This window comes from Hydrogenophaga crocea (assembly GCF_011388215.1).
GTDB classification, from domain to species: domain Bacteria; phylum Pseudomonadota; class Gammaproteobacteria; order Burkholderiales; family Burkholderiaceae_C; genus Hydrogenophaga; species Hydrogenophaga crocea.
The window spans coordinates 3647991-3671732 of record NZ_CP049989.1; the positions used below are offsets into that span (position 1 = coordinate 3647991).

The window sequence follows — 23742 nt, forward strand, 5'->3', positions numbered from 1 at the left end:
TCCAGGAGCAGGCGCGGGATCAGGCGTCCCAGAGGCCGACGATGGAGACCGAGCAGACGTTCTGCGACGGCTGGCCGCCGAGGTTGTGCGTGAGGCCCAGCGAGGGCTGGGCGAGCTGGCGCTGTCCGGCGCGCCCGAGCAGTTGCAGGTAGATCTCGTAGAGCATGCGGATGCCGCTGGCGCCGATGGGGTGGCCGAAGCACTTGAGCCCGCCGTCGATCTGGCAAGGCACGCGGCCATCGGCGTCGAAGGCGCCATCGAGCACGTCGCGCACGCCCTGCCCGGGCTCGGACAGGCCGAGGTCCTCCAGGGTCACGAGTTCGGTGATGGAGAAGCAGTCGTGCACCTCGGTCAGGCTCAGCGCCTCGCGCGGGCGCTCGATGCCGGCTTCGGCGTACGCGCGCCGTGCGGCCACGCGCGTGGTGTGCAGGTAGCTGCCGTCCCAGTCGTTGCCTTGCATTTCCCACCCGTTGGAGGTCACGACCTGCAGCGCCTTGAACGCCACCAGGTCGCGTTTGCCGAGGCCGCGTGCGATGTCGGGCGTGGTCACGATCACCGCGGCCGCGCCGTCGGACACGCCGCAGCAATCGAACAGGCCCAGTGGCGCCGCGATGATGGGCGCGTTCAGGCACTGCGCTTCGGTGATCGGCTTGCGCAGGTGGGCCTTGGGGTTGAGCGCGCCGTTGGCGTGGCTCTTCACCGACACATGGGCCAGCGCGCGCTTGAGCAGCGCGGGCTCGATGCGGTGGCGATGGGCATAGGCGGTGGCCAGCTGCGCGAAGTTCGCCGGCGCCACCGCATTCGGATACCACTGCGGGATGTAGGTGCCCACCGTGGCCATGGGAAGGCCGGCGTAGCCGGTGTCCTTGAGCTTTTCGACGCCGAGCGCGATCGCGATGTCGCAGGCGCCCGACGCGACGGCGTACACGGCGCCGCGCACGGCCTCCGAGCCGCCGGCGCAGAAATTCTCGACCCGCGTCACGCCGATGTCGGGCAGGCGCAGCGCGATGCCCATGGGCGTGCCGCCGCGGCCGGTGCCGACGTCGTCCATGTGGGTGGAGAACCAGGCCGCGTCGAGCTGCCCGGCCTCGATGCCGGCGTCGGCAAGCGCCTCGGCGCAGGCCTCCACCATGAGGTCTTCGGGGCTGGCGTCCCAGCGTTCACCGAACTCGCTGCAGCCCATGCCGAGGATGACGACCTTGTTCTTGATGCCTGTGGCCATGTGGGTGCTCCTCAAGTGGCGGACGCGGGGCCCCGCAGCGGGGTGGCTTTCCAGAAATAGCGCGTGAAGCCGCGGCGGTCGTCGCGGTCCTTGATGCGGAACACCAGCTCCATGGCCGTGCCCACCTCGACATCGCCGACCTCGAGATCGGTGAAGTCCATCAGCAGTCGGCCGCCGCCATCGAAGTCGATCTGGCCGTAGTGGTGCGGCGGCGCGGGGTGCCACGAGAGGTATTCGGCCGACCAGCTCGCGATGCGCGCACCACGGTCGGCGAGCGGGTACGGCTCCTGCGTGTCTTGCAGCCACTGCCCCGGCGCCAGCGAGAGCCGCCCCGGCGGGAACTGCACCTGGCCCGTGACGCGGCAGCGCCCGCCCACCAGCCCGAGCAGGGCCTGCCGGTGCCGCCAGGCCGTGCTGAGCGCGGTCTTGCGGTCCTGCTCGCCGCGCATGCCGCGCTCGAGCGCCAGCGTGCCTTTGAAGGCCAGGAACTTGGTGTACTGGCGCTCTTCGACGCCGCGCGCGAGCCAGCCTGAAACGCCGCGCGCGGGCCGTGCGTGGCGCACGTGGTCGGTGACACGGAACACCAGCGCCTGCGCGCCGCTGCCGAACTGGGCGAGCAGGATCAGCTGGCCCGGCTGCGCGCGCTCCAGCGTGTGCGCGAGCATCAGCAGCGCATGCGGTGTGCCGGTGTCGCCCACGGTGTCGGCGAGGTTGTCGGCCAGCGCCGCCGCGCGCACGCCGCACCGTTGCGCGATCTGGCCGTCGAGCCGCGCGAAGGGCGTGGGAAAGATGAAGTGGTCCACGGCCGCGGCATCGACGCCTGCTTCGGCGAGCGCCTGCGCGACGGCCTGGGGCACGAGCCGGGCGATGCCTTCTTCACGCACCCAGCGCTCCTCCCAGTGGTAATCCACGGTTTCACCGGTGGCGCGGAAGTGGTCGACGAAGTCGACCGAGACCACGCCGCTGCCCAGCCATTGCGCCAGCACCGCGCCGCTGCCGACCACCAGCGCGGCCGCGCCGTCGCCCACCTCGAGCTCCTGTGCGCTGGCGGGGCGCGTGTGGCGCTGATCGGCGGCCAGCACCAGGGTGTCGCCCAGGCCGGCACGGGCGCGCGCCAGACCCTGGCACAGCGCGGAGAGGCCTGCGCGCGGCGTGCCGCCCAGGTCCAGGGCCTCGATGCCGTCGTCGAGCCGCAGCGCGCCGGCGGCAATGCCCGCGTTCAGGCGCTCGGCGAAAGGCAGGGTGTTCGAGGCCAGCAGCAGCGCGCGCAGGGCCTGCCGATCGGGCGCGGCGCCCAGGCAGTCGCGGGCGGCGGCCACGGCCATGGTCACGCTGTCTTCGTCCCAGTTGGCCAGCGAACGGGTGCCCGGGCGGCCGCGCAGTTGCGGCGCGTACCAGGCGTTGGCCTCGCCAACGGCCTGGCGCGACAGGCGCAGGCGCGGGATGTAGCCGCCATAGGCGGTGATGCCGATCATGCAGGGGTCCTTTGGGTAACCGGCGTGCAGCCGAGGTGGCCGGCCAGGAAGGCGCCCGCCTCGCGCAGGGCGCGCGAGGCCTCGGGCAGCTCGGCCGGGAATTGTTGGAACACATGGACCATGCCGGGCCACACCTGGCATTCGGCCTGGCCGCCGGCCTCGCGCACGCGGCGCGCGAAGTCCACCGAGTCGCTGAGCAGGGTTTCGCGGTCGCCCACCTGCAGCAGCAGGGGCGGCAGGGTGCGCAAGGCCACCGGTGCCGCGCACAGCGGTGAGGCGCGCGGGTCGTCGGGGTCGCCCGCTTCGCCCAGGTAGTTGCGGGCCAGGGCACGCATCATGGGCCGCTGGTGCAAGGGGTCTTGTGCGGCGCGCGTGTCGTAGCTCTCGCCGCGCGCGCCCATGTCGGTCCAGGCGGACAGCGTCAGACCGGCCGCGGGCCGCGGCAGGCCCTGCGCGGGCAGGCTCAGGAGCAGGGCGAGCGCGAGGCCGCCGCCGGCCGAGTCACCGGCCACGGCCACCCGATCGCCCGCGAGGCCTTGGGCCTGCAGCCAGCGCATGGCGGTGCAGCCGTCGTCCAGCGGCACGGGCCAGCGGTGTTCGGGCGTCATGCGGTAGCCAATGCCCAGCACGCACGCGCCGCTGGCGGCCGACAGCGCGGCCATCAGTTCGCGGTGCGAGCGCGGGGAGCCGAGCTGGAAGCCGCCGCCGTGCAGGTAGGCAATGGCGCGGTCGGGGCGCGCGCCGGGCGCCGCGACCCATTCGCAAGGCACGCCGTCGGCATCCACCGCGTGCACCGCGGCCGGCACGTCGGCCGGGAACAGGGCGTCCCAGTCGGCCCGCATCTGGGCGATCGGCGTCTGCCGGTTCCAGCGACCGTAGGTGGCGCGGATGCGCGCCACCACCCGGTCCACCGCGTCGACCGCGTCGACCGCGCTTGCCGGGTCGCGGGCTTCGTGGGCTTCGCTCATGCGCCGCACCCCATGCCACCCGACACGCCCAAGGCTTCGCCGGTGATGAAGGCCGCGGCATCCGAGGCCAGGAACACCACCGCGGCCGCCACTTCGTCGGGCGTGCCCAGGCGACCAAGCAGCGTGGCGCCGGTCATGGCGTGCAAGAGCTTCTCGCCCTTGCTCGCCACCCCCCGCTGCACCATGGGCGTGTCGATCGGCCCGGGTGCGACGACGTTGGCGGTGATGCCGTGGTGGCCGTTTTCGCGCGCGATCGAGCGCGTGAACGCGATGACACCGCCCTTGGCCGCCGCGTACACCGCGCCGCCCCGCGAACCAAGGCGACCGGCCTCGGACGCGATGTTGACGATGCGCCCATGGCGGGCGCTCTGCATGCCGGGCAGCACCGCGTGGGTGGTGTTGAGCACGCCCTCCAGATTCACCGCGAGCAGGTCGCGCCATTGCGGCGGCGCGGTCTGGGTGAAGAAGGCGTGCTGATCGGCGCCCGCCGCGTTCACGAGGATGTCGAACGGGCCGTGTGCCCGGACAACCTCTTGCACGCGATCGAATTGCGTCACGTCGAGGGCCACCGCTGTGGCGCCGCAGGTGGCGGCGCGTTCGCTGGCGCGCCCGCCATCGAGATCGGCCAGCACCACCTGCACGCCGGCGCGGGCGAACTGGCGCACGCAGGCCCAGCCGATGCCGCTCGCGCCGCCGGTGATCAGCGCACGGCGCACCGTGCCCGGTGTGTCGCAACGGCGGTCCATTCAGCGGCCCTTGAACACCGGGGCGCGCTTGTCGATCACGGCAGACAGGCCTTCGCGTGCGTCGGCCGTGCCGGACAGCATGGCCTGGGTCTGGTTTTCGTCGGGCATCGCGGCTTCCACGCCGCGGCCCACGCCGCTCCACAGCAGCCGCTTGGTGTGCGCGAGCGCCGCGGGCGCGCCCTGCGCGAGCTGACGGGCCAGCGCCAGCGCCTCGGTCGCCAGTCGATCGTCGGGCACGACCCGTGTGACCAGCCCCATGGCCAGCGCTTCGGCGGCACCGATGACCGGGTTGAGCATGAGGATCTCCATGGCCTTGCGCAGGCCCACCAGCTGGGTGAGCGTGACCGACACGCCGGCGTCGGGCACCATGGCCACGCGCGTGGCGCCGGCCAGGAATTTCGCGCTGTCCGCGGCCACCACGAAGTCGGACGAGCACACCAGGCCCATGCCGCCACCGCCGGCCGCAAAGCCCTGCACAGCGCACACCACGGGCGGGTTCAGGCGCAGCAGCAGCGAGGCCACCGCCTGCAGCGTCGCGGTCACGACGCGGATGTAGTCGGGCAGCGACTCGCCCTTGGACAGAAAGGTGTGCACGTCGCCACCGGCGCAGAAGTTCTTGCCTTCGCCGGTGAGCAGCACCGCACGCACCCGGCCGTCGCCGTGCACCCGCATCAGCACGTCGTGCAGGGCCTGCAGCAGCGCGAGGTCCATGCCGTTGGCCGATTCGGGGCGGTTGAGGTGCACGTGCGCGACGGCGTCGCTGTCCAGGCTCAACAGGACGGGGCCCTGGGCGACCAGGGCTTCGCGGGAGGCGGGAATCGGAGTGCTCATGGCAGGGCTGGTAGGGCGGGGCGGTTCGCGGCGCGCTGACCGCGGATTCGTTCGGACACCCTGGATGTTCCCGGGCTCTGCGTGCAATAATAGTCCGACTGGTCGGTATATGTCAAACCCGGTCGAGAACCTCTTTTTCTGGAACGCCGATGCCCAAAATCGTCTTCATCGATCACCTCGGAACCCGCTACGAGACGGAGGCGCCGGTCGGGCGCAACCTGATGCAGGTGGCCTTGGACCATGGGGTGCCCGGCATCCTGGGCGACTGCGGCGGCGCCTGCAGCTGCGCCACCTGCCACGGCTACATCGGCGAGCCCTGGGCCGCACAGTTGCCCGAGCGCTCGGCAACCGAGGTGTTCATGCTCGAAGCGGTGGTGGACGAGCGCCCCGACAGCCGCCTGTGCTGTCAGATCAAGGTGCGGCCCGAGCTCGAAGGCCTGGTGGTGCGGCTGCCCGCCGAGCAGGCCTGAACGCCGACGCGGCCAGCGCGTTCAGCGGCCGGTAAAGCGCGGCTCGCGCTTTTCGATGAAGGCGGCGAGGCCTTCACGCAGGTCCTCGCTGTCCTGGTGTTCGAGCATTGCGGCCTGCTCCAGCGCCAGGGCGGCGGGCAGGTCGAGGTGCTGGCCGGCGTGCAGCAGGGCCTTGAGGCGTTGCTGCGCGAGCGGGCTGCGCGCGCACAGGGCATCGACAAGCGCCTGGGTGGCGGGCAGCAGCGCCTCGTCGTCGGCCACCTCGTGCACCAGACCGGCATCGCGCATGGCTTCTGCGCTCCAGGTGTCGCCCGTGTGCAGCAGGTAGCGGGCGCGGCTGGCGCCGATGGCGCGCGGCAGCCGCGCCGACGCGCCGCCACCGGGCAGCAGGCCGTAGCGCGCGTGGCCGTCGCCCAGGCGCGCGCTGCGGGCGGCCACCACCAGGTCGCAGCACAGCACCAGCTCCAGGCCACCGGCCAGCGTGGTGCCGTTGACCATGGCAACCACCGGTTTGGCACAGGCCTCGAGCCGGTTCAGTGTGTCGTTGAGCCGGCGCAAAAAAGGTTCGGCAGCCCCCGCGGCGCGAATGGCCTTGAGGTCGGCACCCACGCAGAACGCGCGCCCCGCGCCGGTGACGACCAGCACGCGCACCGCGGGATCGTGCGCCGCCAGCGCGAGGCCCTCGTCCAGGCGGTCCAGCACATCGGCCGTGATCGCGTTGAATGCCGCCGGGCGGTTGAGCCGCATCCACAAGGCATTGCGCTGGATGTCGAGCACCACACTGGGTTCGTTCGCGGTCGTCATGCCTGTGGATGGCCAAGCCGGTTGCGCGCACGGCGCGGGACGGCGAGTGTGCACCATGTCCCGCGCTGGCAAGCACCGGCCCGGGTTCACGACCAACACAGCCGACCGGTGCCCGCGCCGAAGTCCATCGGTGTAAGGAGTCCTGGAGTGCTCGCGAGGGGCGATCCCATCAGCGCGCTTTCCGGCCTTTCCCGGGCTCGACCTTGGCCGATCATGTCCGAAGGCGCGAGCACGGAAATCGAGCGCCGCCATCCAGGACCCGCCAGCGGGCCTCTGCCGATCCCCGACACCAAGGACAACACCATGGGCCTCCTCCAACGCCTTTCCATCTCGCAGCGCCTCACGGCGGGCTTTGCCGTGCAGGTGCTGCTCATGGCGGCCATGGGCGGCATGGCCATCTGGCAGACGCGCGCGATCGACGCCGAGGTGCAGACCGTCACCGACGACCTGATGCCCAAGCAGCGGCACCTTCAATCGGTGAAGGACGAGGTCAACCAGATCGCGCGCGCCATGCGCAACATGATGATCATGGACGCGCCCGACGACATCCAGAAGCAGCGCGCCCTCATCAACGACAGCCGCAAGCGCATCGCGGACGACATCCGCTGGCTGCAGGAGCGCATCGCCACGGCCGAAGGCAAGGCCTTGCTGGCGCGGCTGATGTCGGCGCGCGAGGCCTTCATCGCGAGCCAGAACCGCTTCTTCGACATCCTGGGGCGCGGCCAGCGCGAGGACGCGCGGCGCGTGCTGCTCGACGAAACGCGGGCCCTGCAGATGACCTACATGGAACAGATCGACGCACTGATCGGCTTCCAGGAACAGCTCACCGACCAGGGCTCCCAGCGCATCGACCACACGGTGGCACAGGTGCAGCAGGCCATGCTGGGCCTGCTCGCTGCCGGGGCGCTGGTGGGCGCGGGCCTGGCCCTGTCCATCGTGCGCAGCGTCACGCGGCCGATCGCGCACGCGGTCACGATCGCTGACCACATCGCGGCCGGCGACCTGACGCAGCCCATCGTGATCGACAGCCGCGACGAGACCGGCCGCCTGCTCGGGGCGATGCAGAAGATGCAGGCCGCGCTCAGCGCCCTGGTGCATTCGGTGCGCCTGAACGCCGAGGGTGTGGCCAGCGCCAGCGCGCAGATCGCCCAGGGCAACCTCGATCTCTCGTCGCGCACCGAACAGCAGGCGAGTGCGCTCGAGCAGACCTCGGCCTCGATGGAAGAAATGGGGTCGACCGCGCAGCAGAACGCCGACAACGCGCGCGCCGCCAGCCAGCTCGCCGCCAAGGCCAGCGGCGTCGCGGTGCAGGGCGGCGAGGTGGTCGATCAGGTCGTGCAGACCATGCGCGACATCAACGACAGCAGCCACCGCATCAATCACATCATCGGCGTGATCGACGGCATCGCCTTCCAGACCAACATCCTCGCGCTCAACGCCGCCGTGGAAGCCGCGCGCGCCGGTGAACAAGGCCGCGGCTTCGCGGTGGTGGCCGGCGAGGTGCGCAGCCTCGCGCAGCGCAGCGCCGAAGCGGCCAAGGAGATCAAGGGCCTGATCAACGCCAGCGTGGCCCGGGTGGCGCAGGGCACGGCCCTGGTGGACCGTGCGGGCGCCACCATGCAGGACGTGGTGCGGTCCATCCAGCGCGTGACCGATCTCGTGGGCGAGATCAGCAGCGCCAGCCAGGAACAGAACGCCGGGGTCAACCAGGTCGCCGAGGCGGTCAGCAGCATGGACCAGACCACGCAGCAGAACGCCGCGCTGGTCGAAGAAAGCGCCTCGGCCGCGGCCAGCCTGCGCCAGCAGGCCGATCAGCTGGTGAGCACGGTCAGCCAGTTCCGCACCCAGGCCGAGGGCATGGACGGCCTCAGCGCGTGCCGCCCAGCCGGTGCGTGAACGCCACCACCAGCGCCGAGACCAGGAAGAAGGCCTGAAGCTCCAGACGCCAGCCACCGGTGTTGGTGATCTGCAGGAAGTGGCCCATGTGGGCGAGGAACAGCGCGAAGCCCATGTTGATGGCGATGACCAGCGCGGCCGGCACCACCCAGAAGCCCGCGAGCAGCATCAGCGGTGCGATGAGTTCGCCCAGGTAGGCGCCGTAGGCGAACCAGCCGGGCAGGCCGCGGGCCACGAGCATGGCTTCGATGCCGCCCACGCCGCCCGTGACCTTGGCCCAGCCGTGGAAGAGCATCAGCAGGGCCAGGGTCCAGCGCAGCAGCAGGGCACCCGCGCGCGGGTGGTCGAACAAGGCATTGAGTGCATTCATGGCGCGCGAGTCTATGCGCTGGCCATGACCACTTCTCCCTCGCGCGAGATCGCCAGGCTCTTGTACGCGCCGGCGTAGTGGCGGCGCATCTCGAGCAGGTCCTTGAGGTAGCGCTTGCCGAGCTGGGTCTTGTCGGAGTCGCTCAGGATCTTGCCGGCCACCTGGAAGAACTTGTGCTCTTCTTCGCGCAGGTGGTGGTGCACCTTCTCGCTGAGCGTGCGCGCCGTCTCGAGCCATTCGGCCGTGCTCTTGTCGGGCACGCTCAGGTCTTCGCAGAGCTCCTCGATCCGGTGGTGCTCGGCGAGCGCGTGGCGCGACGAACTCAGGCCCGGGTTGGTCATGAGCATGGGCACGTAGAGGAAGCGCTCCTCGGCGGCCGCGTGGGCCTCGAGTTCGACCTTCAGGCGCAGGAAGAGCGCGTCGCGCTCGCCCGGCTTGACGCGGGTGAGCGAGCGGCACAGCTTTCGTTGCAGTTCATGGCTTTCGCGCAAGGCTTCGAAGATGTTCATGGGGTTCGGAGGCGATGCTTGATGGAATCGTCATGCTGCACGGACCCACCGCTGGCGACTATCGGCGCGGACCGCCCGCGGCCGTGCGCGTTGTCCTACAAGGCGGACGACCCTGGGGCCGCGGCGGCCCGCCGCGGTGGGATGATGCGGGGCCCGCCCGGCCCCTCCCGACACCATGGACGATTCGCAGATTCACATCCCCGACAGCTTCGTGCGGCTGTTCGTGCGGCCCGACCGCCCCGTGCCGCGGCACCGCGCCGCAGAGATCGCGCAGCGCTTCGAGATCTGCGACGACATGGCCGCCGCGCTGGTGCCGCGCGCACAGGAACTGCAGTTCGGGCTCGGCATCACCGAGGCGGACGTGCTCGACAAGCTGCTCGAGAGCCTGCTGGCCCTTGCAGCGCCGGGCGCAGACGGCGCGCCCGGCACGCTCAGCGCACCCGAGGCGCGCTGGGTGGTCTGCCACCTGGCCGAGCAGCTCGGCTGGCTCGATCACCTGAGCCCCGCGCTGCGCGCAGCGGTGGCGGAACCGCCCCCATGAGCGTGTGGCGCACGGCTTCACCCCACCAGGTTGCAGCGGGCCGTGCAGCGGCGCAGCGAGAGCAGGTCGTCGTTCCATTCGCCACCCGCGTGCGCGCGCAGGTAGGGGCGCTGCCCCGGCTCTTGCACCACGGCGATGTTCGAACGCCGGCCCGTGACCCGGTTGAGCAGGTAGTAGGTCTCGGTGTTGAGCTCGATGCGCCGGATGATCAGGGCGCTGGGCAGACGCCAGCGGTGGTTCAGATTGCCCACATGGGTGATCTGGTGGTGCCACAGACCGTTGCGGGGTTTGGAAATGCAGCTGATCTCGAACTCGTGCACGCCGGGACTCCCTGGGTTTTGGTGCATCATTTGCATTGATGCGTGTAAGTCAAAAGCATACTTGTGGTCGCTTGGTCCGAGCAACCAGAATCCGCCCTCATTTCCCTCGATACAACATGCTTTACGCCGTGAAGGATCTCGCCGAGGTGCGGGCTGGTCATGCCTTCCGCGGCGGCGTGCCGGTGGCCGAGACCGGCAACGCCCGGGTGGTGCAAATGCGCGACATCTGCCTCGACAGCGGCGTGAACTGGGCCGGTGTCGCCGCCACCCGCCTGCCGGCCACCGCGCGCGCGCCCGAGTGGCTGCAGAACGGCGACGTGCTGTTCGCTGCCCGGGGCGGCCGCAACTACGCGCTGTGCCTGTCCGACGTGCCCGAGCGCACGCTGTGCGCGCAGTATTTCTTCGTACTCCGGCGCAAATCGCCGGCCGTGGTGCCCGAGTACCTGGCCTGGCACATCAACCGGGCCCCGGGCCAGCGCTACCTCATGGGCAAAGCCGAGGGCACGGACCAGCTCAGCATCCGCCGCGCCGTGCTCGAAGACATGCCGGTGGCGCTGCCCGACACCGAGCGGCAATGGCTGCTGGTGAACCTGGCCCGCGCCGCCGCCTGCGAGCGGCGCCGGCTCGAATCCCTGATCCGCCTGCGCGAGCAGGAACTCGATGCGCTCGCGCACCAACTGCAGGCCGTGGCCCAATGCCCTGAACCCCATCCATGAACGACACCGCCATCAGCCAGAACGCGATCAATGCCGCGGTCTGGTCCGCCTGCGACACCTTCCGCGGTACGGTCGATCCCAGCATCTACAAGGACTACGTCCTCACGATGCTGTTCCTCAAGTACATCTCCGACGTCTGGCACGACCACTACACGCGCTACCAGGCCGAGCACGGCGACCACCCGGAACTGATCGAGGAACTGCTCAAGAACGAGCGCTTCGTGCTGCCGCCCCAGGCCAGCTTCCCCGCGCTGCACGCCGCGCGCCACCTGCCCGGCAACGGCGAGCGCATCGACAAGGCGCTGCATGCGATCGAAGAGGCCAACCTCGGCAAGCTGCGTGACGTGTTCCAGGACATCAGCTTCAACTCCAACAAGCTCGGCGACGAGGCCCAGAAGAACGACATTCTTCGCCACCTGCTCGAGGACTTCGCCGGCCCCGAGCTGAACCTGCGCGAGAGCCGGGTGGGCTCGCTCGACGTGATCGGCAACGCCTACGAATTCCTCATCAAGAACTTCGCCACCACCGCGGGCAAGAAGGCCGGCGAGTTCTACACGCCGCCCGAGGTGTCCATGCTGATGGCCCGGCTCATGGACCCGCAGCCCGGCGAGGAAATCTGCGACCCCACCTGCGGCTCGGGCTCGCTGCTCATGAAGTGCAGCCAGCTCATCCGCGCGCGCAGCGGCGGCCGGCGCTACGCGCTGTACGGCCAGGAGGCCATCGGCAGCACCTGGGCGCTGGCCAAGATGAACATGTTCCTGCACGCCGAAGACAACCACCGCATCGAATGGGGCGACACGCTGCGCAACCCGCGGCTGCTCGACAGCGAAGGTCGGCTCAAGCGCTTCGACATCGTGGTCGCCAACCCGCCGTTCTCGCTCGAGAAATGGGGCCACGAAGGCGCGGCCCACGACCCGCACCAGCGCTTTCGCCGCGGCATCCCGCCGCGCACCAAGGCCGACTACGCCTTCATCCTGCACATGGTCGAAACCATGAAACCCGATCGCGGCCGCATGGCGGTGGTGGTGCCGCACGGTGTGCTGTTCCGCGGCGCGGCCGAAGGCAAGATCCGCCGCCGGCTGATCGAGGAGAACCTGCTCGACGCCGTCATCGGCCTGCCCGAGAAGCTGTTCTACGGCACCGGCATTCCCGCGGCCATCCTGGTGCTGCGCCAGCGCAAGCCCGACGACACCGTGCTGTTCATCGACGCCAGCCGCAGCTACCAGGACGGCAAGAACCAGAACCTGCTGCGCCCCCAGGACCTCGACACCATCATGGACACGGTGCAGGCGCGCCGCAGCGTCGACAAGTACGCCCACCTGGCCACCGCGGCCGAGATCGCGGGCCACGACTTCAACCTGAACATCCCGCGCTACGTGAACACCTTCGAAGCGGCCGAGCGCATCGACCTCTCGGCCGTGCGCGCCGAGCGACTGAAGCTGCAGGCCGAGCTCGCGGTGCTCGAACAGAAGATGGCCGGCTTCCTCAAGGAGCTCGGCTACGAATGAGGCGAAACATGCTGCCTGAAGGCTGGAGCCGTTGCCGGCTCGGCGACCTGATGGCGTTCCGCAACGGCTTGAACTACACGCGCAACGAGAGCGGCGAGTGCATCAAGGTGGTGGGCGTGAGCGACTTCCGCGCGCGCACCGTGCTCGACGGCGCCGCCGGGCTCGACACCGTGGCCCTGCGCGATCGCGTGGGCCCCCAAGACCTGCTGCAGGCCGGCGACCTGCTGTTCGTGCGCTCCAACGGCAACAAGGCGCTGGTGGGCCGCTGCCTGTTCGTCGCGCGGCTCGACGAGCCCGTGACCTTCTCGGGCTTCACCATCCGCGGCCGCGTCACCTCGCCGCGGCTGGACCCGGCCTTCGCGTCGGAGCTCATGCGCACGGCACGCACCGTGGCACAAATGCACCTGGGCGGCAGCGGCACCAACATCAGCAACCTGAGCCAGGACATCCTGCAGAACGTCGAGGTCTGCCTGCCCGGGGTGGGCGAGCAGCGCCGCATCGTGCGCGTGCTGGCCACCTGGCGCGAGGCCATCGACGCCACCGACAACCTGCTCGAGAACGCGCGGCGCGAAAAGCACGACCTGATGCAGGCCTTGCTGTCGGGCCGCGTCGCCGCGCTGCAGCAGCGCGGCGCCTGGGAGCAGGTGGAGTTCGACGACGTCTTCGAGCGCGTGGCGCGCAAGAACGACGAAGGCAGCAGCAACGTGCTCACCATCTCGGCCCAGCACGGCCTGGTGAGCCAGCGCGACTTCTTCCACAAGAACGTGGCGAGCGAAGACCTGAGCCACTACACCTACCTGAGCACGGGCGACTTCGCCTACAACAAGAGCGCCTCCGCGGGCTACCCGGTGGGCGCCATCAAGCCGCTCGTGGCGCACGACTCGGGCGTGGTCTCGAGCCTGTACATCTGCTTCCGTCAGCGGTCCGACGCGCAGGTCGACGCCGACTTCTACCGCCACTACTTCGAGGCCGGCATGCTCAACGAGCCCATCGGCTTCATCGCCCAGGAGGGGGCGCGCAACCACGGCCTGCTCAACGTGAGCGTGAAAGACTTCTTCAAGCTGCCGCTGCACCTGCCCCCGCTGCCGGTGCAGCGGCGCATCGCCGAGGTGCTGGGCGTGGCCGAGGATTACGAGCATTCGGTCGCTGCGCAGGCGCGGGCGCTGCGCGACGAACTCGGCGCGTTGCGCGAAGACCTGCTGAGCGGCCAGCGGCGGCTGCGTCCGGTCGAGGAACCCGGCGAGCCATGCCCCCGCTGAGACCGGCGTGAGCGCGACCCCCGTCCCCGGGCGGCGCGGCCCCGTGGCCGCCTCGCTGGCCCTGCTCACGGCAATGGGCTGGCGCCCGCTGAGCACGGCCGACGCGCGCCGGCTGCGTGGTGGCGTGCGCGACGCGGTGCTCAAGCCGCGCCTGATCGAAGCGCTTCAGGCGCACCGCTTCGAGTACAAGGGCGAATACCACCCGCTGTCGCCCGGCGGCATCGACCAGGTGGTGCGCCAGGTGATGTCGCTGAACCTGCACGAGGGCCTGCTCGCGGCCAATGAGCGCTTCTACCGGCTGCTCACGCTGGGCGTGACCGTCACCGAGTTCATGCCCGACAGCAAGAAGCACCAGCCCACGGTGCCCTTGCTCGACTGGCAGCGCCCCGAGGCCAATCTCTGGGACGTCTGCGAAGGCTTCGAGCTGCTGCCCGCGCGCGGCACCGAGCCGCTGCGCTGCGACCTGGTGGCCTGCGTGAACGGCCTGCCGCTGGCGGTGATCGAGTGCGCCGACACGGTAGAGGCCGCGGTGCAACGCCAGCGGCGCCGCCAGCGGCTCGACGCACTGCCCCAGCTGCATGCCTGCGCCCAGCTGCTGCTGGCGCTCGGATCGTCCGCCGCGGCGGGCGCGGGCGACGCGCGCTACGGCACCACGGGCACGCCGCCGCGCTGCTGGGCGCGCTGGCACGAAGGCCCGCCCGATCCGCTGGGGCCGGTGCACGCGCTGCTGTCGCCCGACCGCCTGCTCGAGCTGCTGCGCCACTTCGTGCTGTTCGACCGCCGCCTCGGCAAGGTCGTGGCGCGACCGCACCAGGTGTTCGGCGTGCGCGCGGTGCTGGCTCGCATCGCCCAGCGCCGGCCCGACGGCGCGCGCGAAGGCGGTGTGCTCTGGCACACCACGGGCTCGGGCAAGAGCTTCACCATGGTCTTCCTGACCAAGGCGCTGCTGCTGCACCCGGGCACCCAGGCCTGCCGCGTGATCGTGGTGACCGACCGGCTCGACCTCGAGAGCCAGCTCGCGCGCAACTTCCTCGAAAGCGGCGCCTTCGGCTCGGCGCTGGCCGACCGCGAGGGCGAGCGCGCGCGCGTGGCCTCGGGGCGCGAGCTGGCGCGGCGCATCGGCCAGGGCCGCGAGCGCATCATCTTCACGCTGGTGCAGAAGTTCGCCACGGCCTCGCGCCTGCCCGAATGCCGCAACCCCTCGGCCGACCTGATCGTGCTGGTGGACGAAGGCCACCGCAGCCAGGGCGGCGAGTGGCACGACCGCATGCGCAGGGCGCTGCCGCGGGCGGCCTACCTCGCCTTCACCGGCACACCGCTGCTCAAGCGCGAGAAAACCGCCAACCGCTTCGGCCCCATCCTGCACGCCTATACGCAGCAGCGCGCGGTGCGCGACGGCACCGTGGCGCCGCTGCTCTACGAAGAGCGCAAGCCGCGGCTGGCCAGCGGCGACGAGGCCGCGCGCCGCGTCGAGCGCATCGCGCGCGACATCGCGCAGCACTTCCACGACACCATCAAGACGCGCAGCCAGGGCCTCAAGGGCCAGGTCGCCACCGGCAGCAAGCTCGACGCCATCCGCTACCAGCGCTGCCTCGACGACACCGGCCTGGTGAGCAGCGCGGTGCTGATCTCGCCGCCCGAGCGCCGCGAAGGCGTCAGCGAGGTCGACGAAAGCCAGCTGCTCGAGGTGCGGCACTGGTGGAACACCCACGTGGGCCGCGACGCCGAACGCTACGAGCAGAACCTGCTGCGCGACTTCGGCAGCGACGGCGCGCCCGACCTGCTCATCGTGGTCGACCGCCTGCTCACCGGTTTCGACGAGCCGCGCAACACGGTGCTCTACATCGACAAGCCGCTCAAGGAGCACCGCCTGATCCAGGCCGTGGCGCGCGTGAACCGGCTGCACGAGGCCAAGCGCCACGGCCTGCTGGTGGACTACCGCGACATCCTGCGCGCGCTGGACACCGCCGTGCGCGACTACCAGGACCTCGCCACGCGCACCCAGGGCGGCTACGACATCGACGACATCGCCGGCCTGTACCGCGCGGTCGACCCGCGGTCGCCCGAGGACACGCCGGTGCGCGAGCCCAAGCGCATCTACGCCGTGCTGCCCGCCGACACGGTGCCCGACGACAGCGCCCGCGCGCGGCTGAAGCAGGCGATCGAGACCGCGCTCGCGCTCGATCCCGATGCCGAGAGCGGCTTCGAGGGCCGGCCGCTGGCGCGCGCCTGTTACGGCATCGTGCGCCTGGCCGCGGCGCGGCCCGGCGGCCCGCCGCTGCCCGCCACGGCCACGCTGATCGAACAGGCCCGCGCCATGGACACCGAAGTGCGCAACATCGTGGCCGAGCATTCGCTCAACCCGCAGGATCTCGACGCCGCGGTGCGCCAGGCCTTGCTGCCGCGGCTGTTCGCGCTGCTGGGGCTCGAGCGGGCCCGGCTCGCGGTCGCGCAGGTGATCGAGCTCGCGCGCGAAGGCCTGGCGCGCGAGAGCGACTGAGCGCGCCTACAGCGCCCGCGCCTGCACCGTGCCCCCGGCGCGCACGAACACGCCTGCGCCCAGGTGGTGAATGGTCTGCAGATCGGCGTTGTGCGCGTCGAAGACCCAGCGGCCGTTGGCGAACACGCGCGGATCGGCCGCGGCGGCCACCACCTCGGCAAAGCAGGTGTCGTAGGCGTCTTCGGTGTGGCGCTCGGGGATCAGGCGGCATTCGAGCCAGGCCGCGCAGCCGGCCTCGATCAGCGGCACGCCCAGCACCGGCCCGGCCGTGGCGCTCAGGCCATAGCGCGCGAACTTGTCGCCGTCGCGGCCGCTGTGCTGGCCCACGCTCCAGGTGAGGTCGGCGAGCGCCAGGCCCGGCAGGCACAGGCCGAAGGCGCCGCTGGCGCCCACGAGTTCGCGCGTGAAGGTGTGCTTGTCGATCACCACCGCGATGCGCGGCGGCGTGAACTCCACCGGCATGGACCAGGCCGCGGCCATCAGGTTGCGCCGGCCACCGTGCGCGCTCGTCACGAGCACGGTGGGGCCGTGGTTGATGAGGCGGCTCGCGTGCTCCAGGCGCACCGGCGCGAAGCCGCTCACTTCGCGAACAGCCGGTTGATGTCGCCGAAGGCCTTGACCTCGATCGCGTTGCCCGAGGGGTCGAGGAAGAACATGGTCGCCTGCTCGCCGGGCTGGCCCTGGAAGCGGATGTAGGGCTCGATCACGAAGGCCGTGCCCAGCGCCTTCAGGCGCTCGGCCATGGCCTCCCAGTCGGCCATGGGCAGCACGATGCCGAAGTGGCGCACCGGCACGCCGTGCCCATCGACCGCGTTGGTGCCGGCATTCCCGCAGGCCTCGGGCGCGAGGTGGGCCACGATCTGGTGGCCGTAGAAGTTGAAGTCGATCCACTCGGGCGAGCTGCGGCCTTCGGGGCAGCCGAGCAGTTCACCGTAGAAGCGGCGCGCGGCCTCGAGGTCGTGCACCGGGAACGCGAGGTGGAAGGGCGACAGCGGCGCCGGGTTGGTGGTGGGCGCGGTCATGGTGGGTCGGGTGGCGGTGGCGGTGCTCATCGGGGCCTCGTCGGAAAGGGGGGAGAACGGCGATGCTAGTCGCGCTCCAGCCAAAAGAAAATCAATGGTTTTTTGAGCCGAGCATCACTATGCTTTGTGTATGATCGCCGAGCTCAAGACCTTCATCGCCGTGGCGCGCGCGGGCACCTTCGCGGCCGCGGGCCAGCAGATCGGCCTCACGCAGGCGGCCGTGAGCGCGCAGATCAAGCGGCTCGAAGCCGGGCTTGGCTTCACCCTGTTCGACCGCACCGGCCGTGCGGCGCGGCTGAACCCCCGCGGCCGGCAGACGCTGGCGCAGGCGCAGGAGCTGATCGCGCTTTACGCGCAGCTGGGCTCGCACCAGCGCAGCAAGGCAACCACGGTGTTCGTGGCCCTGGGCGCCATCGCTTCGGTGCAGCAGGCCTTTCTGCCGGCGGCGCTCGCGAGGTTCCACCGCGCGCTGCCGGGCAGCCGCACGCGCGTGGTGCCGGGCGTGTCCACCGCGCTGCTCAACGCGGTCGACGCGGGCGAGATCGACGCGGCGGTGATCATCCGGCCGCCATTCGCGCTGCCCAGCGATCTGCGCTGGGTGCCGCTGGCGCGCGAACCCTTTCGCCTGCTGGTGCCGCGCGCCGTGCGCGGCGACGACTGGCGGGCGCTGCTCGCCAACCAGCCCTTCGTGCGCTACGACCGCGGCTCCTTCGGCGGCCGCCAGGTCGACCGCTTCCTGCGCGCGCGCCAGGTGGCGGTGAACGAGGTGTGCGAGCTCGACGAGCTCGACGCCATCGTGCAACTGGTGGCCAACGGCCTCGGCGTGGCGCTGCTGCCGCAAACCGCGGACCGGCGCCGCTGGCCCGCGGGCGTGCGCGCGATCGACCTGGGCGCACACACCTTCCACCGCGACATCGGCATCGTGCACCGCAGCGAGCTGACCGAGGCCGCGCAGCGCCTGGTGCAAGGCGTGGTCGAGGCCTACGCGGCCTGATCAGCCCGCGTCGCGCACACCGAACACCTGGCGCAGGTAGGCCAGGAAGGTCGCGTCGTCGCACAGCGCCTTGCCCGGCGTGTCCGAGATCTTGGCCACGGGCTGGCCATTGGCCTCGCGCAGCTTCATCACGATGTTGAGCGGCTGCAGGCCCATGTCGTTGGTGAGGTGGGTGCCGATGCCGAAGCCGAGCTGCGCGCGATCGCCGAAGTGGCGGTGGATGCGCAGCGCGGTGGCGATGTCCAGGCCGTCGGAGAACACCAGCCGCTTGGTATGGGAGTCGATGCGCAGCCGCGCGTAGTGCGCCAGCGCCTTCTCGCCCCAGGCGATCGGGTCGCCCGAGTCGTGGCGCAGGCCGTCGAAGAGCTTGGCGAAGTAGAGGTCGAAGTCGGCCAGGAAGGCGTCCATGCCGATCACGTCGGTGAGGGCGATGCCGAGGTCGCCGCGGTACTCCTGCACCCAGTCCTCGAGCGCGGCCTTCTGGAAATCGCGCAGGCGCACGCCCAGGGTCTGGTAGGTCTGCAGGTACTCGTGCGCCATGGTGCCGATGGGCACCAGCCCGAGCTCGCGCGCCAGCATCACGTTGGACGTGCCCTTGAACACCTGCGGCGCCTCGGCCGCGAGCGTGGCCACCACCTCGCGCTGCCAGTCGCCGCTGAAGCGGCGGCGCACGCCGAAGTCGGTGATCTCGAAGGGGTGGCGCAGCGGCGGCTCGCGGCCCACCGCCTGCAGCCGCGCCACCTTGTCGCGCAGGCGGCGGCGGCCTTCGGCGAGCGCCGCAGCGGTGTCGAAACGGCGGAAGTAGAGCTCGTTGACGATCGCGAGCACGAAGATCTCGAAGGCCATCACGTGCACCTGCGGGCCGCGCGCCTCGATCGTGAGCTGCCCGTGCGCCACGCTGGCGCGGATGAACTCGCGCTGGAACTGGAAGATGCGCAGGAAGTCGACGAAGTCCGACTTGATGTAGCGCAGCCCGCCCAGCCAGGCCAGTTCGTCGGCGCGAAAGCGCAGCGTGCACAGGTGGTCGAGCTCGCGGTTCAGTTCGTCGAGCAGCGCGGCCAGCGGGTAGGCGCTGCGGTTGCGGCAGACGAAGGTGTAGCGCGCCTGCGTCGTGGGGTGCCGGTGCAGCATGGCCTGCCACATCGAGAACTTGTAGAGGTCGGTGTCGAGCAGGCTGTGGATGACGGGCTTCATGCGGCGATCTTCGCTCAGGCCGCCGGGCACCGTCCGGGGGATGCCGCCGCCCCGGCAGTCGTGCTAACGTCACGCCTTGCCCACCGCCCGGCCCGCTTCGCGCCATGACCACCAGCCCGCCCCTCACCCCGCCGCCGCGCGTCGCGCTGGGCACCGGCCTGGCCGCCTTGCCGGCCGGGGCGATGAACGTGGTGTTCACGCTGGAGCCCGGCGACGCCGAGCCGGCCCGCCTGAAGCTGTGCGCGCGCGACCTGCAGCAGCTCTCCGACAGCGCGCTGCGCACCACGCAGCTCACGGGCCACGTGTTCTTCGCCTTCAACGGCCTCGAACGCGACCCGCGGCAGGTGCACACCATCCCCGAATGCCGCGACCTGCTGCGCGCGCTGCACGAGCGCTGGCCCTACTGGATGCACTTCCTGGCGCCCGAGCCCGACCTGTGGACCGTGCTGCTGCTGTGCCTGTTGCCGCTGGGCCCGGGCGTGCGGCTGCCCAACGGCCGCATCGGCCACGAGCTCGACCGCAAGGCGCTCAAGAACCTCGTGCTCGACCTCACCATCGCCATGCACGAGCTGCACGACCACCACAAGCTCGCGCTGGCCGAGCGCCAGCGCATCTTCAAGGCCTCCATGCAGGCCATGGAACGCGCCACCGGCGCCCGGCTCTGAGGGGGCACGCGGCTTGCCAGCGCAGCGCGTGAGCCAGACCCCCTCTCTCCCCATCGTCATCGTCGGCGGCGGCGCCGGCGGCCTCGAACTGGCCTGCAAGCTGGGCCGCCGGCTCGGTCCGCAGCGCGTGACCCTGGTCGACCGCCAGCTCTTCCACGTCTGGAAACCCTCGCTGCACGAGGTGGCCGCGGGCACGCTCGACATCCACCAGGAAGGCCTGTCGTACGAGATGCTCGCGCACGACAACGGCTTCGCGTTCTGCTATGGCGCGCTCACCGGGCTGGACACCGCGCAGCGCCGCCTCACCGTGGCGGCGGTGCCCGACGGGCACGGCGACGAACTGATCCCCGAGCGCTCGCTGGCGTATGGCGAACTGGTGCTCGCGCTGGGCAGCACGGCCAACCACTTCAACGTGCCGGGCGCGGCCGAGCACACGGTGGCGCTGAACCAGCCCGCCGACGCCGAGCGCTTCCGCCTGCGCCTGCTGCGCCTGCTCACCATGGCCGAGCGGCGCAAGATCGACGGCGGCGAAGGGCGGGTGCAGGTGGTGATCATCGGCGGGGGCGCCACGGGCGTGGAGCTCGCGGCCGAGCTGCGCGAGGCGGGCCAGGTGCTCACGCGCTACGGCTTCCAGCACCTCGATGCGCGCCACGACCTGCGGCTCACGCTGCTCGAGGGCGCGGACCGCATCCTCGCGCCGCTGCCCGAGAAGGTGTCGGCCTCGGCCACCGCGCTGCTGCGCGAGCGCGGCGTCGAGGTGGTCACGCAATGCCGCGTCGCGCGCATCGGCCCCAGCGCGGTCGAAGACAGCGCGGGCCGTGTGTTCCCGGCCGACGTGGTGGTGTGGGCCGCGGGCATCCAGGCGCCGCCGCTGCTGGCCGCGCTGGGCCTGCCGGTGGCGCGTGGCGGCCAGGTCGAGGTGGACGGCACCCTGGCCGTCAAGGGCGTGCCGCACCTGCACGCGCTGGGCGACAACGCGGCCTGCGCCCAGGCCGACGGCCGTCCGGTGCCGCCGCGCGCGCAGGCCGCGCACCAGCAGGCCAGCTACCTCGCCGGGCGCCTGCTGCGCCTGGCGCGCGGGCAGGCGCCGCGTGCCCGGCCCTTCGTGTACCGCGACCACGGCTCGCTGGTCTCGCTGGGCACGCGCAGCTCGGTGGGCAACCTCATGGGCAACCTGTTCGGCGCGAACTGGTTCGTGCAGGGCCTGCTCGCGCGGCTGATGTACACGAGCCTGCACCTCATGCACCACCAGGCGGTGCTGGGCACGTTGCGCACCGCCGTGCTGGCGTTCGCGCGTTTCCTCGTGAAGCGCGCGACGCCGCTCGTGAAGCTGCACTGAGGCCCGGCGACCGCCGGGCCTGCAGCGCGCGGGTCAGAGGGCCGCGCGCACGCGCGACCAGTGCATCAGCCCCTCGGGCACGCCCTCGCGCTCGAACACCGGCGTGTGGGCCCCGCCCGCGGCGTCGAGCCGCGCCACGGCCCAGGCCAGCAGCGTGAGCGCGAGCGCGTGCAGCAGGTCGTCGGCGGTGTCGAGCAGGGTGGCGCCGCCTTGCGCGCAGCGCGCCAGCCACGCGGGCAGCACGGCGCGCGCCTCGTCGAACAGGCGACGCAGGCCGGCGGCTTCGCCGAGTTCGGCCTGCAGGCCGTCGAGCAGTTCGGTGAGCGCGGCGCCGCCGTCGGCGAGCAGCTTGCGCTGCGCGAGGTCGATCGCCTGGATCTGGTTGGTGCCCTCGTAGATCATCGCGATGCGCGCGTCGCGCACCGTCTGCTCGATGCCGTATTCGTGCACGTAGCCGTAGCCGCCCCACAGGCCCAGCGCCTCGGCCGGGCCGTGAAAGCCGTGGTGGGTGCAGAAGGCCTTGATCACCGGCGTGAGCAGCGCCGCGAAGCGGCGCTCGCGCGCGCGCACCGCCTCGTCGCGGTGGTGGTCGGCGAGGTCGAGCGCGAGCGCGGCGCGGTAGGCGAGCACGCGCTGGGCTTCGGTGTAGGTGCGCAGGCGCTGCAGCGTGCGCCGCACCGCGGGGTGCTGCGCGATGGGCTTGCCCATCTGCACGCGCTCCTCGGCGTAGCGCTGCGCGTTCTGCGCCGCCATTTCCTGGTGGCCCAGGCCCTGCAGGCCCACGTGCAGCCGGGCCGAGTTCATCATGAGGAACATCGCCGCCAGGCCGCGGTTGGCCTCGCCCACCAGCCAGCCCGTGGCGCCTTCGTAGCGCATGGCGCAGGTGGCGCTGGCCTTGATGCCCATCTTCTTCTCGATGCCGTCGCAGACCATGGCGTTGCGGCTGCCGTCGGGCAGCCACTTGGGCACGAGCGCGAGCGACAGGCCCTTGGTGCCCGCGGGCGCATCGGGCAGGCGGCACAGCACCAGATGCACGATGTTGTCGGTGAGGTCGTGCTCACCGCCGCTGATGAAGATCTTGCTGCCGCTGATGCGCAGGCTGCCGTCGGCCTGCGGCTCGGCACGCGTGCGCAGCTGGCCCAGGTCGCTGCCGGCCTGTGGCTCGGTGAGCGCCATGGCGGCCAGCCATTCGCCGCTGGCGATCTTGGCCAGGTAGCGCGCCTTGAGCGCGTCGCTGCCGTGGTGCTTGAGCGTTTCGTAGGCCCCGTGCAGCAGGTCGGGGTACATGTTCCAGCCGTGGTTGCAGGCGTCGAGCATCTCGCGCAGGGCGGCGTCGAGCAGCAACGGCAGGCCTTGCCCGCCCCAGGCGGGGTCGCAGGGCAGGGCGGGCCAGCCGCCTTGCACGAAGGCCTGGTAGGCGGCGCGAAAACCCGGCGGCGTCTTCACCGAGCCGTCGGCCTCGCGCACGCAGCCGGCCAGGTCGCCCGGGCCGTTGAGCGGTTGCAGCACCTCGCTCGCGAAGCGCGCGGCTTCCTGCAGCACGGCGTCGGCGGTGTCGATGTCGAGTTCGGCGAAGGCCGGGCACTCGGCCCACAGCGCGGGCGCGCCCAGCACCTCGTCGATCACGCGCCGCATCGATGCGAGCGGCGCTTCGTATCCCCAGCTCATCCTTTTTTCGCCCCCAGGTAGGTCTCGATCACGCGCGGGTCGGTCGCCAGTTGCGCGGCTGGGCCCGAGAGCACCATGTCGCCGGTTTCGAGCACGTGGCCTTCGTCGGCCACGTTGAGCGCGGCGCGCGCGTTCTGCTCCACCAGCAGGATGCTCACGCCGCGTTCGCGCAGCGTCTCGACGATGCGGAAGATGTCGCGCACGATCAGCGGCGCCAGACCCAGGCTGGGCTCGTCGAGCATGAGCAGCCTGGGCTGGCCCATGAGCGCGCGGCCGATGGCGAGCATCTGGCGCTCACCGCCCGAGAGCGTGCCGGCGGCCTGCGCGCGGCGCTCCTTCAGGCGCGGGAACAGCTCGAAGACCTGCTCGAGCCCTTCGCGCCAGCGCGGCGCGCGCTGCTTCATGGGGCGCCAGCCGCCCAGCACCAGGTTGTCTTCCACGCTCATGGTGCCGAACAGCTCGCGCTTCTCTGGCACCAGCGCCAGGCCGGCCATCACGCGCTCTTCGAGCGTGAGGCGCGAGACGTCTTCGCCGTTGAAGCGCAGGCCGCCGCGCTGCGGCAGCAGGCCCATGAGCGCGTTGAGCAGCGTGGACTTGCCCGCGCCGTTGGGGCCGATCACGGTCACCACCTGGCCCGCGCGCACGCTCAGCGTGATGCCGCGCAGCACCTCGGCCTTGCCGTAGCCGGCGTGCAGGTCGTTCACTTCCAGCAGGAGGTCGCTCAT

Annotated in this window: 24 protein-coding genes; 10 read left to right on the forward strand and 14 right to left on the reverse strand. The window is 71.2% G+C overall.

The features are described 5' to 3' along the window. Positions 1 to 19: 19 nt before the first annotated feature. From G9Q37_RS17250 to G9Q37_RS17270, 5 genes are read right to left on the reverse strand one after another with little or no spacing between them, the layout of a single operon-like run. Positions 20 to 1222, reverse strand: coding sequence for an acetyl-CoA acetyltransferase (locus tag G9Q37_RS17250; RefSeq protein WP_166229114.1), 1203 nt, complete (start codon positions 1220 to 1222; stop codon positions 20 to 22). Between the two features lie 11 nt (positions 1223 to 1233). Then, entirely contained in the window at positions 1234 to 2697 is a 1464-nt protein-coding gene (locus G9Q37_RS17255; protein ID WP_166229116.1) for a hydroxymethylglutaryl-CoA synthase family protein, read from the reverse strand. Next, positions 2694 to 3665, reverse strand: a complete 972-nt coding sequence (locus G9Q37_RS17260; protein WP_166229118.1) for an alpha/beta hydrolase — start codon at positions 3663 to 3665, stop codon at positions 2694 to 2696. The genes G9Q37_RS17255 and G9Q37_RS17260 overlap by 4 nt, the downstream gene beginning before the upstream one ends. Next, positions 3662 to 4411, reverse strand: a complete 750-nt coding sequence (locus tag G9Q37_RS17265) for an SDR family NAD(P)-dependent oxidoreductase (protein WP_166229120.1) — start codon at positions 4409 to 4411, stop codon at positions 3662 to 3664. The genes G9Q37_RS17260 and G9Q37_RS17265 overlap by 4 nt, the downstream gene beginning before the upstream one ends. Then, positions 4412 to 5242: an enoyl-CoA hydratase/isomerase family protein gene (locus G9Q37_RS17270; RefSeq protein ID WP_205710671.1), complete on the reverse strand. Its 831-nt coding sequence runs from the start codon at positions 5240 to 5242 to the stop codon at positions 4412 to 4414. 149 nt (positions 5243 to 5391) lie between these two features. Here G9Q37_RS17270 and G9Q37_RS17275 point away from each other — a divergent pair, with 149 nt between their 5' ends. Continuing rightward, a complete protein-coding gene (locus tag G9Q37_RS17275; protein ID WP_166229122.1) occupies positions 5392 to 5712 on the forward strand; it encodes a 2Fe-2S iron-sulfur cluster-binding protein in 321 nt (106 codons plus the stop codon). Between the two features lie 21 nt (positions 5713 to 5733). On the opposite strand, the gene G9Q37_RS17280 is transcribed toward G9Q37_RS17275, so the two are convergent. Beyond that, entirely contained in the window at positions 5734 to 6516 is a 783-nt protein-coding gene (locus tag G9Q37_RS17280) for an enoyl-CoA hydratase/isomerase family protein (protein ID WP_166229124.1), read from the reverse strand. Between the two features lie 303 nt (positions 6517 to 6819). Here G9Q37_RS17280 and G9Q37_RS21960 point away from each other — a divergent pair, with 303 nt between their 5' ends. Further along, positions 6820 to 8412, forward strand: coding sequence for a methyl-accepting chemotaxis protein (locus G9Q37_RS21960; RefSeq protein WP_277345022.1), 1593 nt, complete (start codon positions 6820 to 6822; stop codon positions 8410 to 8412). Here G9Q37_RS21960 and G9Q37_RS17290 read toward each other — a convergent pair. Both G9Q37_RS17290 and G9Q37_RS17295 read right to left on the reverse strand, forming a co-directional pair. Then, positions 8384 to 8782: a DoxX family protein gene (locus G9Q37_RS17290; RefSeq protein WP_166229126.1), complete on the reverse strand. Its 399-nt coding sequence runs from the start codon at positions 8780 to 8782 to the stop codon at positions 8384 to 8386. The genes G9Q37_RS21960 and G9Q37_RS17290 overlap by 29 nt on opposite strands. Before the next feature lie 11 nt (positions 8783 to 8793). Next, a complete protein-coding gene (locus G9Q37_RS17295) occupies positions 8794 to 9291 on the reverse strand; it encodes a hemerythrin domain-containing protein (protein ID WP_166229128.1) in 498 nt (165 codons plus the stop codon). A 175-nt stretch (positions 9292 to 9466) separates the two neighbouring features. Between G9Q37_RS17295 and G9Q37_RS17300 the strand changes: the two genes are divergently transcribed. Further along, entirely contained in the window at positions 9467 to 9832 is a 366-nt protein-coding gene (locus G9Q37_RS17300; RefSeq protein WP_166229130.1) for an ATPase with chaperone activity, read from the forward strand. Between the two features lie 17 nt (positions 9833 to 9849). Here the strand turns inward: G9Q37_RS17300 and G9Q37_RS17305 are convergent, their stop codons facing one another. Further along, entirely contained in the window at positions 9850 to 10152 is a 303-nt protein-coding gene (locus G9Q37_RS17305) for a DUF3892 domain-containing protein (RefSeq protein ID WP_166229132.1), read from the reverse strand. Between the two features lie 116 nt (positions 10153 to 10268). Between G9Q37_RS17305 and G9Q37_RS17310 the strand changes: the two genes are divergently transcribed. From G9Q37_RS17310 to G9Q37_RS17325, 4 genes are read left to right on the forward strand one after another with little or no spacing between them, the layout of a single operon-like run. Then, the gene (locus G9Q37_RS17310; protein WP_166229134.1) at positions 10269 to 10868 is read left to right on the forward strand and encodes a restriction endonuclease subunit S; all 600 of its coding nucleotides are present in this window, start codon (positions 10269 to 10271) and stop codon (positions 10866 to 10868) included. Beyond that, the gene (locus G9Q37_RS17315) at positions 10865 to 12376 is read left to right on the forward strand and encodes a type I restriction-modification system subunit M (RefSeq protein ID WP_166229136.1); all 1512 of its coding nucleotides are present in this window, start codon (positions 10865 to 10867) and stop codon (positions 12374 to 12376) included. The genes G9Q37_RS17310 and G9Q37_RS17315 overlap by 4 nt, the downstream gene beginning before the upstream one ends. A gap of 8 nt (positions 12377 to 12384) precedes the next feature. Then, entirely contained in the window at positions 12385 to 13635 is a 1251-nt protein-coding gene (locus tag G9Q37_RS17320; RefSeq protein ID WP_166229138.1) for a restriction endonuclease subunit S, read from the forward strand. 7 nt (positions 13636 to 13642) lie between these two features. After that, positions 13643 to 16135, forward strand: coding sequence for a type I restriction endonuclease subunit R (locus G9Q37_RS17325; protein WP_240936423.1), 2493 nt, complete (start codon positions 13643 to 13645; stop codon positions 16133 to 16135). A gap of 6 nt (positions 16136 to 16141) precedes the next feature. Here the strand turns inward: G9Q37_RS17325 and G9Q37_RS17330 are convergent, their stop codons facing one another. Next, positions 16142 to 16717: a flavin reductase family protein gene (locus tag G9Q37_RS17330; protein WP_166229140.1), complete on the reverse strand. Its 576-nt coding sequence runs from the start codon at positions 16715 to 16717 to the stop codon at positions 16142 to 16144. Continuing rightward, the gene (locus tag G9Q37_RS17335; RefSeq protein WP_420810294.1) at positions 16714 to 17187 is read right to left on the reverse strand and encodes a VOC family protein; all 474 of its coding nucleotides are present in this window, start codon (positions 17185 to 17187) and stop codon (positions 16714 to 16716) included. Before G9Q37_RS17335 ends, G9Q37_RS17330 begins: the two co-directional genes overlap by 4 nt. 100 nt (positions 17188 to 17287) lie before the next feature. On the opposite strand from G9Q37_RS17335, the gene G9Q37_RS17340 reads away from it, so the two are divergent. Next, positions 17288 to 18151: a LysR family transcriptional regulator gene (locus tag G9Q37_RS17340; protein ID WP_166229142.1), complete on the forward strand. Its 864-nt coding sequence runs from the start codon at positions 17288 to 17290 to the stop codon at positions 18149 to 18151. On the opposite strand, the gene pncB is transcribed toward G9Q37_RS17340, so the two are convergent. Continuing rightward, entirely contained in the window at positions 18152 to 19345 is a 1194-nt protein-coding gene (gene pncB, locus G9Q37_RS17345; protein ID WP_166229144.1) for a nicotinate phosphoribosyltransferase, read from the reverse strand. It abuts the gene before it with no gap. A 104-nt stretch (positions 19346 to 19449) separates the two neighbouring features. Between pncB and G9Q37_RS17350 the strand changes: the two genes are divergently transcribed. Together G9Q37_RS17350 and G9Q37_RS17355 are read left to right on the forward strand one after the other, a co-directional pair. Further along, positions 19450 to 20010, forward strand: coding sequence for a hypothetical protein (locus G9Q37_RS17350; protein ID WP_166229146.1), 561 nt, complete (start codon positions 19450 to 19452; stop codon positions 20008 to 20010). A 28-nt stretch (positions 20011 to 20038) separates the two neighbouring features. Next, positions 20039 to 21349, forward strand: a complete 1311-nt coding sequence (locus G9Q37_RS17355; RefSeq protein WP_166229148.1) for an NAD(P)/FAD-dependent oxidoreductase — start codon at positions 20039 to 20041, stop codon at positions 21347 to 21349. Positions 21350 to 21382: 33 nt separating this feature from the next. On the opposite strand, the gene G9Q37_RS17360 is transcribed toward G9Q37_RS17355, so the two are convergent. Together G9Q37_RS17360 and G9Q37_RS17365 are read right to left on the reverse strand one after the other, a co-directional pair. Beyond that, positions 21383 to 23017: an acyl-CoA dehydrogenase family protein gene (locus tag G9Q37_RS17360; protein ID WP_166229150.1), complete on the reverse strand. Its 1635-nt coding sequence runs from the start codon at positions 23015 to 23017 to the stop codon at positions 21383 to 21385. Continuing rightward, the gene (locus G9Q37_RS17365; RefSeq protein WP_166229152.1) at positions 23014 to 23742 is read right to left on the reverse strand and encodes an ABC transporter ATP-binding protein; all 729 of its coding nucleotides are present in this window, start codon (positions 23740 to 23742) and stop codon (positions 23014 to 23016) included. The genes G9Q37_RS17360 and G9Q37_RS17365 overlap by 4 nt, the downstream gene beginning before the upstream one ends.

Bases quoted from the DNA above. Each gene is read 5' to 3' on its own strand.
- G9Q37_RS17250 (WP_166229114.1), bottom strand. From the start codon at position 1,222: ATGGCCACAGGCATCAAGAACAAGGTCGTCATCCTCGGCATGGGCTGC.
- G9Q37_RS17255 (WP_166229116.1), bottom strand. From the start codon at position 2,697: ATGATCGGCATCACCGCCTATGGCGGCTACATCCCGCGCCTGCGCCTG.
- G9Q37_RS17260 (WP_166229118.1), bottom strand. From the start codon at position 3,665: ATGAGCGAAGCCCACGAAGCCCGCGACCCGGCAAGCGCGGTCGACGCG.
- G9Q37_RS17265 (WP_166229120.1), bottom strand. From the start codon at position 4,411: ATGGACCGCCGTTGCGACACACCGGGCACGGTGCGCCGTGCGCTGATC.
- G9Q37_RS17270 (WP_205710671.1), bottom strand. From the start codon at position 5,242: ATGAGCACTCCGATTCCCGCCTCCCGCGAAGCCCTGGTCGCCCAGGGC.
- G9Q37_RS17275 (WP_166229122.1), top strand. From the start codon at position 5,392: ATGCCCAAAATCGTCTTCATCGATCACCTCGGAACCCGCTACGAGACG.
- G9Q37_RS17280 (WP_166229124.1), bottom strand. From the start codon at position 6,516: ATGACGACCGCGAACGAACCCAGTGTGGTGCTCGACATCCAGCGCAAT.
- G9Q37_RS21960 (WP_277345022.1), top strand. From the start codon at position 6,820: ATGGGCCTCCTCCAACGCCTTTCCATCTCGCAGCGCCTCACGGCGGGC.
- G9Q37_RS17290 (WP_166229126.1), bottom strand. From the start codon at position 8,782: ATGAATGCACTCAATGCCTTGTTCGACCACCCGCGCGCGGGTGCCCTG.
- G9Q37_RS17295 (WP_166229128.1), bottom strand. From the start codon at position 9,291: ATGAACATCTTCGAAGCCTTGCGCGAAAGCCATGAACTGCAACGAAAG.
- G9Q37_RS17300 (WP_166229130.1), top strand. From the start codon at position 9,467: ATGGACGATTCGCAGATTCACATCCCCGACAGCTTCGTGCGGCTGTTC.
- G9Q37_RS17310 (WP_166229134.1), top strand. From the start codon at position 10,269: ATGCTTTACGCCGTGAAGGATCTCGCCGAGGTGCGGGCTGGTCATGCC.
- G9Q37_RS17315 (WP_166229136.1), top strand. From the start codon at position 10,865: ATGAACGACACCGCCATCAGCCAGAACGCGATCAATGCCGCGGTCTGG.
- G9Q37_RS17320 (WP_166229138.1), top strand. From the start codon at position 12,385: ATGCTGCCTGAAGGCTGGAGCCGTTGCCGGCTCGGCGACCTGATGGCG.
- G9Q37_RS17335 (WP_420810294.1), bottom strand. From the start codon at position 17,187: ATGAGCACCGCCACCGCCACCCGACCCACCATGACCGCGCCCACCACC.
- G9Q37_RS17340 (WP_166229142.1), top strand. From the start codon at position 17,288: ATGATCGCCGAGCTCAAGACCTTCATCGCCGTGGCGCGCGCGGGCACC.
- pncB (WP_166229144.1), bottom strand. From the start codon at position 19,345: ATGAAGCCCGTCATCCACAGCCTGCTCGACACCGACCTCTACAAGTTC.
- G9Q37_RS17350 (WP_166229146.1), top strand. From the start codon at position 19,450: ATGACCACCAGCCCGCCCCTCACCCCGCCGCCGCGCGTCGCGCTGGGC.
- G9Q37_RS17360 (WP_166229150.1), bottom strand. From the start codon at position 23,017: ATGAGCTGGGGATACGAAGCGCCGCTCGCATCGATGCGGCGCGTGATC.
- G9Q37_RS17365 (WP_166229152.1), bottom strand. From the start codon at position 23,742: ATGAGCGACCTCCTGCTGGAAGTGAACGACCTGCACGCCGGCTACGGC.